This window comes from Haloferax elongans ATCC BAA-1513, assembly GCF_000336755.1.
Lineage (GTDB): Archaea > Halobacteriota > Halobacteria > Halobacteriales > Haloferacaceae > Haloferax > Haloferax elongans.
This window is the reverse complement of the sequence record NZ_AOLK01000002.1, coordinates 22135-36007: the sequence shown is the minus strand read 5'-3', so window position 1 is coordinate 36007 and position 13873 is coordinate 22135. Positions and strand designations below refer to the sequence as shown.

At 58.4% G+C, this 13873-nt stretch carries 10 protein-coding genes; 3 read left to right on the top strand and 7 right to left on the bottom strand.

Annotated features, from left to right (window positions below; genetic code table 11):
- Window positions 1-166: 166 nt before the first annotated feature.
- The gene (locus C453_RS00330; protein WP_008321973.1) at window positions 167-1492 is read left to right on the top strand and encodes a helix-turn-helix transcriptional regulator; all 1326 of its coding nucleotides are present in this window, start codon (window positions 167-169) and stop codon (window positions 1490-1492) included.
- A 9-nt stretch (window positions 1493-1501) separates the two neighbouring features.
- Here the strand turns inward: C453_RS00330 and C453_RS00325 are convergent, their stop codons facing one another.
- Entirely contained in the window at window positions 1502-2416 is a 915-nt protein-coding gene (locus C453_RS00325) for a glycosyltransferase family 2 protein (RefSeq protein WP_008321972.1), read from the bottom strand.
- Window positions 2417-2703: 287 nt separating this feature from the next.
- Between C453_RS00325 and C453_RS00320 the strand changes: the two genes are divergently transcribed.
- Window positions 2704-5310: an oligosaccharide flippase family protein gene (locus C453_RS00320; protein ID WP_193788042.1), complete on the top strand. Its 2607-nt coding sequence runs from the start codon at window positions 2704-2706 to the stop codon at window positions 5308-5310.
- 80 nt (window positions 5311-5390) lie between these two features.
- Here the strand turns inward: C453_RS00320 and C453_RS00315 are convergent, their stop codons facing one another.
- The 3 genes from C453_RS00315 to C453_RS00305 form a co-directional block, all read right to left on the bottom strand.
- Window positions 5391-6611 (bottom strand): glycosyltransferase, encoded by a 1221-nt coding sequence (locus C453_RS00315; RefSeq protein WP_008321970.1) that lies wholly within the window; start codon window positions 6609-6611, stop codon window positions 5391-5393.
- Between the two features lie 77 nt (window positions 6612-6688).
- Window positions 6689-8332: a right-handed parallel beta-helix repeat-containing protein gene (locus C453_RS00310; protein WP_008321969.1), complete on the bottom strand. Its 1644-nt coding sequence runs from the start codon at window positions 8330-8332 to the stop codon at window positions 6689-6691.
- A gap of 106 nt (window positions 8333-8438) precedes the next feature.
- A complete protein-coding gene (locus C453_RS00305; RefSeq protein WP_008321968.1) occupies window positions 8439-9464 on the bottom strand; it encodes a glycosyltransferase family 2 protein in 1026 nt (341 codons plus the stop codon).
- Between the two features lie 167 nt (window positions 9465-9631).
- Between C453_RS00305 and C453_RS00300 the strand changes: the two genes are divergently transcribed.
- Window positions 9632-10300 (top strand): helix-turn-helix domain-containing protein, encoded by a 669-nt coding sequence (locus C453_RS00300; protein ID WP_241430633.1) that lies wholly within the window; start codon window positions 9632-9634, stop codon window positions 10298-10300.
- Between the two features lie 77 nt (window positions 10301-10377).
- On the opposite strand, the gene C453_RS00295 is transcribed toward C453_RS00300, so the two are convergent.
- The 3 genes from C453_RS00295 to C453_RS00285 form a co-directional block, all read right to left on the bottom strand.
- Window positions 10378-11898: a pectate lyase family protein gene (locus C453_RS00295; protein ID WP_008321966.1), complete on the bottom strand. Its 1521-nt coding sequence runs from the start codon at window positions 11896-11898 to the stop codon at window positions 10378-10380.
- Window positions 11899-12049: 151 nt separating this feature from the next.
- Window positions 12050-12619, bottom strand: coding sequence for a metal-dependent hydrolase (locus C453_RS00290; RefSeq protein WP_008321965.1), 570 nt, complete (start codon window positions 12617-12619; stop codon window positions 12050-12052).
- Window positions 12619-13698, bottom strand: a complete 1080-nt coding sequence (locus C453_RS00285) for a DUF1616 domain-containing protein (protein WP_008321964.1) — start codon at window positions 13696-13698, stop codon at window positions 12619-12621. Before C453_RS00285 ends, C453_RS00290 begins: the two co-directional genes overlap by 1 nt.
- Window positions 13699-13873: the final 175 nt, after the last annotated feature.

Here is a 13873-nt window from a genome sequence, read left to right as displayed (position 1 = left end):
AGTATGATTTTGGGACATATCGCACAATTAGTACTATGAGTACAGACACCCCCCGCCAAACTGACCGAGACCCGAGTAGGTCCGATACGCGAGAGATAGATGATGGTGTCGGATTACATGCTCTCCAGAGTAGATACGCCAGTATTGGAGTACACTCGCCGTGACGATGACACAGAGACGAGCCCTGTTCGTGATAGGTATCTGTATTCTGACCACGCTCGTCGCTCCAGCCTCTGTCGCCGCGTCGCCGGACGGGACAGGGGCTACGACGTTCGTCGAAGGCGAGTTCACGAATACGGTCCCAGTCAAACAGTCTAGTGACTCAGCGTACCTCTGGGAAGCGGAATCTAACTCCCTCGAAGTGACGTTCAACGCTTTGAACGAGTCGAACCACTACAAGCTCTGTGTCCAAGACGAAGACGGAGAGCAGATTAGCTGTCAAGACAAGAGTGCAGCTAAAGGCACACAGAGCGTGACGTTCGAGTACGAGAACCTCTCGGCGTTCGAGAAATCGACAAACGTCACAGTCGTCCTGTGGAACAACTATCCCGGCCAGCCCGAGAAACTCGGTACCGACACAGTCAACGTCAGTATCATCGAGAAGCAAGGAGACATCGACAGTGACGAACTCTCCAATGTAAACGAACTGTCGAACAACACCTCGATGTTTCTCATGGACACCGACAAAGACAGTCTCGAAGACGGTGCCGAGGTGAAAAATTACGGAACCTCACCGACAGACGCCGACACCGACGGTGACAATCTGGGGGACGCGATGGAGCTGTCGAACTCGCTGTCACCGACAAACGCTGATACAGACGGAGACGGCATCCCAGACGGTGTCGAGAACCGCCTCGGAACGCCACCGAAAGACCCCACGGCCGACACCGACAACGATGGACTGAACGATGCGTACGAGTACGCACACGATAGCAACCCCGTCGTCGCCGACACAGATGGCGATGGTCTCCGCGACGGGCTCGAAACCAAACTCGGGACGAAAATCGACGATGCCAGAACCACACCATTGCTCCTGTTCGCAGGCGGGGCACTGCTCGGCGTCGTCACGGTCGGAACGCGGTGGGTTCGAGCCGCCGAGATGTATCCGTCCAGTGGGTTGCTGAACAGGGTGATGAGTAATCAGAAAGCCGACGACAACGCGGCTGTCGAACCGGAATCCGAACCCAGACCCGAAACCAAACCAGACACCCATCAGTCCTCACAGCGCCCGGGGTTGTCAGACACCCAGGAACCATCGAAACCAATCTTGACCGACGAAGACAGAGTCGTGCAGTTGCTTCGAGAGAACGACGGCTGGGTGTACCAGAGCACAATCGTCGAGAGCAACAACTGGTCGAAGTCGAAAGTGAGTCGGCTGCTCTCCCGGATGTGTGACGATGGGACGATAGAGAAGATTAGCGTCGGCAGGCAAAATATCGTCGCCGAGAAGGGGTCGATGCCCGAAGGAGTCGCCTCTCCCCTCGAAGAGTAGCCCCGACAGTCAGGCGCTCATTCGATTCTGAAATCCTTTGACCACGCTGAATAAGAGACCCGGAAGCTGACCGATGCCGGGTGTCGTGCCCGAGCGGAGGAATGCAAGTCCGGGTTCGAAGCGGCCTTCTCGGAGATACAACGACGCAAGGGCGTAGTGGTGGGTGCCTGTGACGTCGTATCCTCGGGTTTCGAGTTCGACGACGTCTTCGGCGAACGTCTGTAGATAGTGGCTGTTCGCCTGTCGGACAGCATCAGCACTCGGACCACCCGACGGATACCGAAGTAAGAGCGGTTCGTCGACGTATGCGAGTTTGCCTTGTTTGAGGACTCGAATCAGAAACTCGGTGTCCTGATAGCGGTCGAACGACTCGTCGAAGCCGTCGATTTTGTCCACGACCGATTTCTCGACGATGAGCGTCGAGCCAGCACTGGTGTGGAGGTTCTCCATGAGAATTTCCTTGACGAGTTCCTCGCCGCCTTCCGCACCCTCTCTCGAACTGTGTCTCCCGACGAGCGATTTGAAGCGCTCCCACAGCGGGTTTGCCTCCTCGTCGTCGACGATGGTCGTCCCGCAGTACGCAGCGACCCACTCGTCGGAGCGCCGTTCGAGCGTCCCGACCTGTCGTTCGAGTTTCGTCGGCGCCCACTCGTCGTCGGAGTCGAGAAGCGCGATGTACTCTCCCTCCGCAATTTCGATTCCGGTGTTGCGTGCCGCGCTCCCGCCTTGATTCGTCTCGTGGGCGCGGTAAATCACGCGTGGGTCGTCGTAAGAGGTTACGACCGGCTCTGTCTCGTCGGACGAGGCGTCGTCGACGACGATTACCTCGACGTCAGACAGCGTTTGGTCGAGAGCACTGTCGATTGCCCGTGGTAACACGTCCGCTCGGTTGTACGTTGGAATGATGACGCTCACTGTCGGCATCGAGTATCGACTGCTACTCACCACTCTGTGGCCTTTATTATCGATTTGGTAACGGCTCGTCGGGGCGTCAATCTACATCAATTCGGACGGTGGTGCGCCTGCGTATCGTCTTACCCGAGCGATAAGTTCGAACTATCTACTCGATAATAAGGATGGGTCGGTGTGATAGGTGGTCAACAGCAGATGGGATTGACAGTGAAACGTTACCTGCGTTCGATACGTTGCCACCAGTCGTGGACGGTGAACCTGAGACCACGAGTCAGGCGTGCCACGAGGGGGTGGCCTCTATGAGCCGTAACATGGTCACGGCGTTTCTCTCTATCGTCGGCGGCCGAATCTTCATCGTCCTCTCCTCGGTGGTTCTGACGCCAATTCTCATCACGACCCTCGGATTCGAACTCTACGGCCGGTACAGTACTCTCACTGCGGTCTTCGGTATCTCGACGATATTGATGAGTTCGGGTATCAACAGCGGGGCTCGGAAGTTCCTCGCCGAGGACCGGTCGATTAGCGATTGGAAGTCGCACGTCTTCGGCTACTACTTCCGACTTGGAACTGTTCTGGCGGTGCTGACTGCAATCGCGTTTGCCCTCGCGGCGTGGTCGGGACTCGTCACACGATTCCTCGGAAGAGAGTACGTCATCGGGTTCTACGGGCTGGCCGGGTTGACTATCGCGACACAGTTCCGCGAGTACTCGCGACGGTCGCTGATGGGACTCAAGCAAGAACACCTCTCGGAGCCACTCCGGGTGTTCAACAAAGTCGGCTCCAGAATCGCACTCATCGGTATCGCCTATCTCGGGTTCGAAATCGGGGGGCTGATGGTAGGCCTCATCGTCGTCAACGGACTCGTGGCCCTCCTCGCGATGTGGTGGCTCAGAAGTAGTATCTCGCTTCGTGGCGTCGTCTCCACGCCGCCACAGGAGTTCCCGACGAAGGAACTGTTCAGCTTCAACCACCTCTCTGTGGTCTATATGTTGTTCCTGACGTCGATGTACCACGTCGACGTCCTGATGCTCGCGTCGTTCGTCACGGAGACGCAGGTCGGATACTACAAATCTGCGCTTGTCATCACGCAGTTCCTCTGGGTCATCCCGCGTTCGATTCAGTCGATGCTCATTCAATCCGTCTCGGATCTCTGGGCCGAAGACCGCATCGAGCAGATTAACGAAATCGCATCGCGTGTCACGCGCTACGGGATGCTCGTCGTCGTCCTGCTGTCGATTGGACTCGGGGCGCTCGCGAAGGACTTCGTTCCGCTCTATCTCGGCGACGGCTCGATGCCAGTGGTCACACCGCTTCTCATCCTTCTTCCCGGAACGATTGGGTTCGCAGTCGTCAGGCCGATTCTCGCAATTAGCCACGCGAAAGCGGACATGAAACCGCTCATCACGGCGACAGGCGCTGCAGCCGCGCTGAACCTCGGGTTGAACGCGCTTCTCATCCCTCGATACGGGATTCTCGGCGCGGCAATCGCGACGACGACTGGCTACTCGTCGCTGCCCCTTTTCAACCTCTTTAGTGCCCGGTATCTCGGGTTCAAACCGTTTTCAGACGCCCGAATCAGTCGAATCTTCGCGACGGGATTCATCGCCGGTGTTCCGATATTCCTGCTCTCGATGACGCTCGAACACAGCCTCGTCGCGCTGGTAGTCGTGCCACCGATTGGATTTCTCGTGTACGTGACGGTGGCATTCATGGTCGGCGCTGTCGGCGTCGACGAAGCACTCGACGTGATGGCGTCGCTTCCCGACCCACTCGGTTCGTGGGCGACGAGAGCACAAGCACGCCGCGGTGAAATCGAAACGACGAGCGACCCGGCGTGGGGCAACGAGTCGTGGGCCGAACGCCACAAAGACACGCTTCAGTACGTACTGCTCGCTGTCGGTGTCTTGCTTTCCCTCTCGGGAGTCGCACTCGCGATGGGCGTCCCCAGCGTCGACGTCGGGCCGTCTATCGACGGCGACTCACCGGTTCCCGAGGTCAACAACACCTCTCCGGTCACGGATACACCGATGCCCCCCGTGACAGACACGCCGTCGATAATAGACAGAGCGCTCCCGACAAGGACCCCAGCGACGACGACAGCGAGCAACCAGACCACGTCGACTAGCTCACCGACCACGACGACAACCGACGACGGCGGGTTCTTCGGCGGTGGTGGCGACGACGATGACGACGATGAGGATGATGACGACAGTGGCGATGACGACACGCCAACCCAAGCGCCCACGTCGACAACGACGACCACAGATTCGCCGACCAACAACACGACGACAACGACGACCGGCACGCCGGGGAACAACACTACAACAACCACCACTACCACCACGACCGACTCGCCCGGAAACAACACGACGACAACGACCACGACCGCAACAACGACGACTGATTCGCCGGGGAATAACACCACAACGACCACCACCACGACCGGAACCCCAGGGACCACGGCAACGACGACCACCAGTACAGACACGACGACTGACACCACAACTACGGACACCACGACCACTGCGACCACCACAGACACCACCACCGACACGACGACTACGACTGAGACGACGACCACTGAGACGACCACTAGTACAGACACGACGACAGACACCACAGCCACGGACACCACGACCGAAACGTCGAGTGACACAACGGCCGAGACGACCGAATCGACGGAAGAGACCACGGCGACTGACTCCACGACGTCGAGTTCAGCGGGGGAGAGTACTCCCACGGACTCGACCGATGGGTCGACGCTGTTGATGGCTACTCCGGCAGCCGTAAGCGATTTGCTGCCGATACAGTGGCTTTCGGCGGGGTGGCTACCGACTGGTGCGGTGTGGTACCAGTCGATGCTGTTCGTCGGTGTCGTCGCACTCGCCGGACGGAGCGCGCTCTAACTGCGACCCTTTTCGTCCGAGACTGAACAGACGAGAGTGAGAAAGAAGACGGCGGCGCTCTTAATTCCGGCCGCGTACCCCTAGTGGACCGTCGAGACGGTCGATTTCTGCGACTCGTCGAGTACGTCTACGTACAGGTCGGCGAGTTCCTCACACACGTTCTCCCACGTGAATTCGTTCGCGTAGGACTCGATGGCGTCGGCATCCCACTGACGGTGAAGTGCCTCGACGACGGCGTCGGCGAGTTCGTCGTGTGATTCCGGCCCGTCCACGAGGAGCCCGTACGCCTCGCTCGTGACAACCTCTTCGCTCCCGCCATTTTTGGTGGCGACAACAGGCGTTCCGCACGCCATCGCCTCCAGTTGGACCACGCCGAAACTCTCGCTGTAGCTCGGGAGGACGAACACGTCTGCAGCGTTCATCCAGTCGTTCAGCGTCTCCGACTCCACGTAGCCGAGGAGGGCGGTTTGGTCGGCGATGCCGAGGTCGGACGCGAGCGATTCGAGTTCGTCGCGCATGCCACCCTGTCCGCCGATGACGAGGCGAGTGCCGGGGTCGCTGTCGTGGACCCGCGTCATCGCACGCATCAGGTGTTGGAATCCTTTCCGCGGCTTCAACGTCCCGAGAGCGAAGACGACCGGGGTGTCGTCGTCGAGACCGAGTCTCTTTCGCGCCTCGTCAGTGGGGATTCGCTCGAAGATATCCGTGTCGTAGCCGTTCGGAACGTGGACCACGTCGTCGTTGTACGGGTCGAGCTTCGAGCGGTCGCGACGGTTGACGCGGATGAGGCGGTCGGCGGCGGACCACGCCGTCTCCAGTCGGTCGTTGTCGGACTGGAGTTGTCGCTCGAACCAGTCGCGGTTGGCGTGGACAGTGAGGAGATACGGGATATCGAGTTCGTCTTTCAGTCGCGCACCAACGTAGCCCGAAGTCCACGACATGTGGCAGTGAATCAGGTCGAACGAGATGGGGTAGTCTTCGAGTTTCTTCCGAACTTTACGGACGTGCTGTTGTCCGAGAAGATGCTCGCGTTGGATATCGACCGGGAGGTACAGAAGTGGCGTCTCGACGACGTGGACGTTGTCAGGGACGTTGTCCCGTGCTATTTTCGCGTCCTTTCCGAACCCATCACCGGCGTCTATCGGAAGTCGCGATGCCACGTCTGCGAACCAGTTGTATCTGACGCAGACGGTAATCGTGTCGAAGTACGATGCGAGAACGTCTACCTGCGACTTGACGAAGTGCTTGTAGCCGTGTGAGACCACGAGGAGGTTCTTATCGGCTAACCGGTCGGTGTCCATGCGTTACTGCACGGTGCTCACTCCCGACTCATGATTATCGGGTGGGTAAGGCCCCCTCGTCTCACTGAGAGACGCGTTTAGGCAGGGGGCATCTCGGTGTTGTCGACGATGAAACCTTCTGCGCCCTTGTCGATGTAGCCACCGTAGAGGGTGGAATCCATGACGACTACGTCGGTTCCCTCGGCGTACAGTTTGGCCGCCTGCCACCCACCGTACGAACGCGCAGTGACTTCGTCGAATCGGGTTCTGTTCCCCTTGTTGATGAAGGGATGGTGGGTCGACTGGTAGGTCCCACCGATGAACAGGTTGTCGTCTGCGTGTATTTCGACGCACCGACGGTAGTTGTCTCCGGGTTGGTCGACAACCAGATTCTCGAATCGTCCGTTCGCGCGCTCGACACGAATCGCTTCGCGTGCTGAATCACCCGGTGCGGGCCCGGTAATGGTGACGTTCCTCAACAACGCCATCGAGTCCTGTGAGTCGTTGTTCCCCTGAAGGTACACCGCAAACTCAGACCCGTAAACCTCGATGGTCGTATCCAAGACCTCGACGCGCCCGGCGTTTTCGGTCAATTGGATTCCCCGAGCACTTCCCTTGGCGTCGTTCAGAACGATAGAGCAGTTTTTGATTGTCGAGGTTTCGGCGTCGTTGAGGACGCGAATCGCGTTTTCCGCTGGCCCAGTGACCGTGACCGTCGTCTCTTCAACGAGGAAGTCCGCACCGTCGTCGAGGCGAATTCCGCGCTGACTAATTCCAGACACCAACTCGTCGATGATGATATCGACACCCCGGATGCTACTCCGATAGCCCTTGAGCCGAATCGACGTCACAGTGCTGTTTTTGTACGTGCCACCCTCGACGTGAACCGTCCCATTCGCCCCCGAGACATAGAGCCCATTGTCCGGGAACCGCCCGAGTTCACAGTCGACTATTCGAAGCGTCCCGGCGCTGTTAGGATCGATGAGAATCCCGGTCGGCCCGAGGTTGATGTCTCCGATAGTATCTTTAGTGAACGCCGCACCGTCAGGTGCCTTGAACCGCTCGACGACGCCAGACCCATTCGCTGTGGTCACGCTAAACAGCGCAGGACCCAAGGTTCCGGTGTCGTGTTCGCCGACGATAGTGATGTCACGAACCTCTAACCCATCGGTGACGTAGGCTTCGATAGCGCGAATCCCAGTTTGTTCCGGGACGAAGTCGAACGTGAACCCCTCGAAAAGCAAGTCCTTTCCAGGCGCGTAGATGACACCGAGCCGGAAGAACCGGGCAGCACCCGTGAACTCACCGTCAGTCACGACGTTGTTTTCTATCGCGTCGATTTGGCCGTGAGTGAGTGTCGCATTATCCCCGTAAAAGCCGAGGTTTTTGTACCCCGTCTTTCGGAGTTGGCTGTGCATCAGGTACCGCCCCTCGGGAAACACGACGAGTGTGTCGTCTGCGACGGCCGAAGCGAGGATATCGTCGATAGGCTCCGTGCCAGTTGGGTCTGCACCCGCATCGACGATGTTCACGATGTTGTCGAACCGGTCGAGGTACTCCTGTGGAAGTTCCACGGTGAGTGTATCAGCCCGAACGGCCTCGGTCGAGGTCGCTACGTAGCCGCTGAAGCCGAGAGCACCGACCGTACCCAAGAGGTACGTCCGTCTGGTGACTTTCGACCCGACCGAACCGACACGTGGCCCCCCACTGCCCGATGGGTTCTCCGAATCTGGTTCGTTCATAATCAGAACTACGGCCAATCATAACCAGTGCCTGTGCCTTCATATAGCCAGCATTTAAATACTAGTTGTAGACCAAACGACTAGTGGGCGTGCTATCGATCCATCGTTATTCAGTGGGAACTGCGGTATCGTAAGTCGTGTCGTCGACCTGAATTTCGAGTGTCTCGTTGTCGTCGTGGTCGAAAACCATCCCGAGAAGGAGGAAGATAGCACCGAAAAGGAAGCCGAGCACCCAACTACCGAGCCCTGACGGGGTGTCTTCGTCCCCAACTACGCCCGCCGCGACGAGCCCCATGAGTGAGATACCTGAAACTGCGGTCCCGAGGAGGTAGAATGCCGCCAAGGGGTGAAAGTCCCGAAGCAAGTACTTGTTCTTCACTCGCCAGAAGTAGTTCTGGAGCAACATGCCAGAGACGCGTGGGATGTACTCACCGTAGTCGATATGACTCTTCCAGTCGTCGTCGTAGAGATACTCGGCAGAACACGCCACGTCGGCAACGCGGAGATTTTCGACGTTGAGTTTGACGAGGAGGTCGTTGCAGTATCCGTAGTACTCGTACATGTTCTCGATATCGGCCTCCTTCAGGGCCTCGTACGAGATTGCCGTGTACCCGTTTTGCGGGTCCATCGTCTTCCAGTAGCCACTGGCAATCTTCGTCAGATACGAGAGCATCGAGTTACCGACGAGGCGGAAACTAGGCATCGCTTCGAGGTCTTCACGCTTCATGAAGCGGTTGCCCTTGGCGTAGTCAGCGTCTCCCTCGGCGATTGGGTCGAGGTACTTCGCGAGTTCGTCTGGGTCCATCTGGCCGTCACCACCCAGCACCGCCGTAATGTCGACCTCGTCTTCCAGCGCCTGGAGATACCCGGTCTTGAGTGCGCCGCCGACACCGCGGTTTTCCTCGTGTTGAATCGGCACGATGACGTCGTCGTAGGCGGGCGATTCCGGCGTGTGTTCGGCGTTGAACGCCTCGGCGTGGCTCACGATTTCGTCCCACGTCCCGTCTGTGGACCCGTCGTCGATGACGTACGCGACGTCGACGAACGAAGGCATCGTGTCGATGACGGCTCCGACGTATCCCTCTTCGTTGTACGCTGGTACGACGACGGCGATTGAGTTGTCTTTGTACATTGTGGTCGGGAGAGGTACCGAAGTGTGGTGGTCTGGGTGCCGTTATTATGTGCACCGTAGTCGGGAGTGCCGCGAACTGACGTCGAGGGCGCGTTCGTCGTCTCACCCAGCTTAGACCCTTATCATCTACATAATAACCCCTATCGCACCGAGATAACGGACTATCGATGAACGAGGGACCCGCGTCAGATCCCCGGCCGATTTATTTGGAGATTCTCTTCGAAGACCCACAACTGGTTCTGTCGTCGTTTACTACAGAGCGCCCCGAACCACTCGAACTCGAGTACCAACCCACCGAGGGCCAGGGGTGGGACTGCGTGTTCGTGACCGCCGAGGGTGGTGACGTCTCGTCGTTGCTAGCTGACTTCGATTCTGACCCGACAGTCGAGAGCGCAGCGTATCTCGGGTCGATTGGTGAGGACCACAGATTCAAAGTGCTCACCTCGGGAGGTGTCCCGCTCGTTCCGCCAGAGACGACGCAGTTGGGTGTTCGGCTCATTTCCATCCAATACGACCAAAACTCGTGGCACGTCCAGATGCACCTCCCAGTTCACTCGGCACTCCATCGAATCCAATCACACTACCACGACCAGAACATCACGTTCCACGTCAAACGCCTCCACGTCGCACGAGAGACCGACATCGGGGCCGAGACGGTTCTCCTGCCGGGGCAGCGCGAGGCACTCGTCGTGGCGTATCAAAACGGGTACTTCGACGTCCCACGGACGGAGTCACAAAGCGAGATTGCGAACCGCCTCGGTATCTCGAAGTCGGGGGTCTCACAGCGAATTCGCCGTGCTATCTCACGGCTCGTCGAAGCGACGTTAGCACCGTAATCGTGACTCGTCGAAGCACCGGGTAGTACCCTGACGAACCAAACGTCCCAACCGTCGCCATTCGAATAGTCGTCGTCCTATCGCTCAGGGTACCAATTCCCGTCGTAGGTCACACTGACCTCTCCGTCTTCCCAGATTCCGTTGTGAATTGTCGATTCTGTGAGTTCGACGCCGGAAGATCCATCGAGAATCTTCATTCCCTGGTCGCCGTCGAGTGAGCGAGCGGAGACACCGTGGAACGTCGTCTCGTCAGCGTCGTTGACGATGGGGATGTGCGTCGTGTTGTAGTCACCCCATTTCAGCGTACACCCGTCTCCGAGAATCTTGATTCCACGCCGATAGTCGTCTCCGGTCTGTTCGATATCGAGACGGTCGAACAGACAGTTTCCGCGTTCTGCACGAACTGCATGGCGGCCGTGCGAGCCGTCGCCGCTCCCGGTGATAGTGGTCTTCAGAACGTACACTGGGTCAGCGTCTGCACTGCTCGGTCCTTCGAGGTGGAGTGCCTGCCCGGGTGCGTTGAACTCGATTTCACTGTTGAGGATATCGACTTTCCCCGCCTGTGGTGAGACACAAATCGCCCGTGTCGGTGCGCCGTCCTCGACGACGACGCGACAGTCTTGAATCCGCGCCCACTTGACGTCGTTCTGGATGCTAATTGCGCGTCCGTTGGGCTGTTTCAGATAGACGTCAGTGTTTTCGACCCAGTTGTACGCACCACCATCGAGCCGGATGGCACGCTGGTTGGTATCGTTGTCACGCTGGTTGTCCACGATGACTGTCGCATCGTGAATAGAGCTGTAGTCACCCGAGAGTCGGATACTCGTGATGTTACTGTTCTTGAACAGCCCTCCTTTGACGACGACCCGCCCGGTCTCAGTCGAACAGTAGAGTCCGTTGTCCGGCCATGGCCCGACATCGCAGTTACGGACCCAGAGTTTTCCCTCGTGGTACTGCGAGACGAGAATCCCAGTCGGTCCAACGTTGATATCACCCGGCGTGTTTTCGGAGAACTCCCCGCCGTCTGGAAGCCGAACGTTCTCTATCGACCCGATACCATCCGGGTGTGTGACGTCGAAGCAAAAAGGTCCGTACTTCCCGCTGTCGTGTCTACCGGTGACTGCCAAGTCCTGAACGAGGAGGTCGTCCTTGACCTGTGCTTGGACGACGCGAAGACCCGTCTCGTCGGCAGAAAAGTCGAACGTCAACCCCTCGATGTAGAGGTCTTCACCAGGTTCCTCGTACGTCCCTAACTTGAACAGCCACCGCCCATCGTAATCGGGTGCGGGGACAATAGTCGCGTTGTCGCCACGGAGTTCGAACCCGTTGAAGCCGACGTGGCGGAACATATCGTCCATCAAATATTCGCCTTCCGGGAAGTAGAACGTCGTACCGTCCTCAGTCGTGAGGGCGTCCAAGATTGGAGAAATCGATTCCTCCCCGGTCGGGTCGGCACCGGCGTCGACGACGTTTATCCACTCACCGTCCGCCGTTGCCTTCCTCGAAAATGAGGTCGCTGCGACCGACCCGCCAATTCCCGCGAGTAATTTTCTCCGTGATAAAATAGTTCGGTCTGTGTTTCCACTCTCGTCTTGCATTGGAGAACTGTCTCTACCTCTGTGTCTTGAACTTTTTTGGCGTCTATCGTATTATTCAGTTGTTACTACGAAATCTCTGGACAGTTGAATAGTATTTACTTGAAGAGTAGCTCCGATTCGCTTAGTTTTTACGACACTCGGTGACACCCATCTATCGATTCGTGGTAACAATACGTCTGGCCCATCGGAGTCCCGGCGTTCCATCTAGAATCCAAAGGACGGCGACAGCGCCACAGAGAGCGACGTATCCGAGGACGAGAACCGTGTTTTCAGGGGCCGTCATCTGGGCGACGAACGTCACGAGATAGACGGCGAATCGCTCTACGAACCCGAGGTCGCTGGCGTACGGTTCGTAGGTGACGAGCGGCCACAGCACGCGACCAACGATAGGGCCATTCGCGCGAAGGGCGAGTACGTCGCCGACGAGGTGTGAACAATACCCAGCGACGAGCGCGACCCCCACACGTGCTTTGTCTCGCGTCCACGCGAGTCCTGCGACGACGAGTACTACCGGAACACCGACCAGGAGCGAGTGTGCTGGCCCGTAGCCACTCGTGACGAGGCCGAGCGTCCACGAGAGGGGCTTGTCGACGAGGTCAGGGGCCTGCGTAGAGAGAGCGATAGTCAGTCCAATTCCGTCAGTGATTGGTGTTCGCCACAGGGTGCGGTTCAGTATCGAATACCAGATGTACCCGAAGAGCAAGTGCTCCCACGGCCACATCAGCTACGCGCGCCTCCAGTATTCTGCGACCGGCTCGACTGTCCGGTGGCGTCGTCACCGACGTCGACCATGAGTTGTACCGTTCGGTAGGCAGACGTTCGGTCCGGGTTGTCGGGAGCCTCACCGGCGTAGACGAAGAAGACGAGTCGCAGCGAGTCACCAGACAACGTCGGCCGCACGTCACGCTGGAGATAGGCCGTCTCACCGCTTTCGACCGGACGCTCTGTTCGAGAGAGTTCGCGTTCTTCGACGACCCGCGAACTATTGTTCGTGCGCTCGAGTCGCTGAATCTCGGTGACGACCGTGTAGGTTACTGTCCGGTGTTCGTGGTTCTCGATTGCGAGCGTTATCGGCGTCTCGTCCCTCTGAGAGAGTGTTCGAGGGTAGTCACTCGCATCGTACTCCGAGCCGTTTTCGGTCACGAGATAGACTTCGGTGAAATTCGACTCGGGGTTCTGGGTTTCGACCATCGCAAAGCCCACACTACTGAGAAACGCGACGACGCTCAGAACCACGAGGACGTTGACGAGAAGTGGGACCGGCGAGTCTCGGGGCTCGGTGGAGAGTGGTGACTTGATGTGGCCCGCGGCCGTCGCTGCACTTGAGTACGCAATCGAAAACGGCGGGAGCCCGCTTCGGACTTCGGCCGGAAGCATCGCGCGGCGAACGAACGCACTGGCCGTCAGCACCATCGTCACCGCGAACACACCCAGACTGGTGTTGATTGCAGAAAACCCCAACCCGAGGAAGTTCGTGAGAAGGGCGATACCGCCGACGATAGCGAGACTCGACGCCGCCGAGAGAACGAGCCGAACAGGGTAGAGGAGCCCCGCAGTGTGAGGCGTCGGTCGCGTCAGTGTCTCTTTTTTCGGCATCGTGTCCGAGTCGACGTCCGAACGTCGCTCGGGGAAGGCAGCAGCCATGAGCGCGTACCCCGGATACAAGACGATAAACGGGACGACGAACAGACTCCGGACGACCGACCCAGAGACGTCGAGAAGCAGGACCGCGAGTGCGGCAACCGACCCCGCGACGACGAGGAACAAATCGAGCGTCCAGCGACGGTGAGACGACTTCATCGCCCGCGGCTTGTCGTTCCGTGCTCAAAAATGGAGGCGACCGTTCACGGTCGAAAAAGACCGGATCACGGAGCTTACGCGGCTGATAAGTCAGTTCTGAATTCCCGACTCACCCGTTCGAGAGGCGATAGTTCGATACATCGCGAACTCTCAGTCCGGGGTGGCCCGGCGGACA

Coding starts and splice junctions, on each gene's coding strand:
- C453_RS00330 (WP_008321973.1), top strand. CDS start 167: ATGACACAGAGACGAGCCCTGTTCGTGATAGGTATCTGTATTCTGACC.
- C453_RS00305 (WP_008321968.1), bottom strand. CDS start 9,464: ATGTACAAAGACAACTCAATCGCCGTCGTCGTACCAGCGTACAACGAA.
- C453_RS00310 (WP_008321969.1), bottom strand. CDS start 8,332: ATGAACGAACCAGATTCGGAGAACCCATCGGGCAGTGGGGGGCCACGT.
- C453_RS00290 (WP_008321965.1), bottom strand. CDS start 12,619: ATGTGGCCGTGGGAGCACTTGCTCTTCGGGTACATCTGGTATTCGATA.
- C453_RS00325 (WP_008321972.1), bottom strand. CDS start 2,416: ATGCCGACAGTGAGCGTCATCATTCCAACGTACAACCGAGCGGACGTG.
- C453_RS00285 (WP_008321964.1), bottom strand. CDS start 13,698: ATGAAGTCGTCTCACCGTCGCTGGACGCTCGATTTGTTCCTCGTCGTC.
- C453_RS00315 (WP_008321970.1), bottom strand. CDS start 6,611: ATGGACACCGACCGGTTAGCCGATAAGAACCTCCTCGTGGTCTCACAC.
- C453_RS00320 (WP_193788042.1), top strand. CDS start 2,704: ATGAGCCGTAACATGGTCACGGCGTTTCTCTCTATCGTCGGCGGCCGA.
- C453_RS00295 (WP_008321966.1), bottom strand. CDS start 11,898: ATGCAAGACGAGAGTGGAAACACAGACCGAACTATTTTATCACGGAGA.
- C453_RS00300 (WP_241430633.1), top strand. CDS start 9,632: ATGAACGAGGGACCCGCGTCAGATCCCCGGCCGATTTATTTGGAGATT.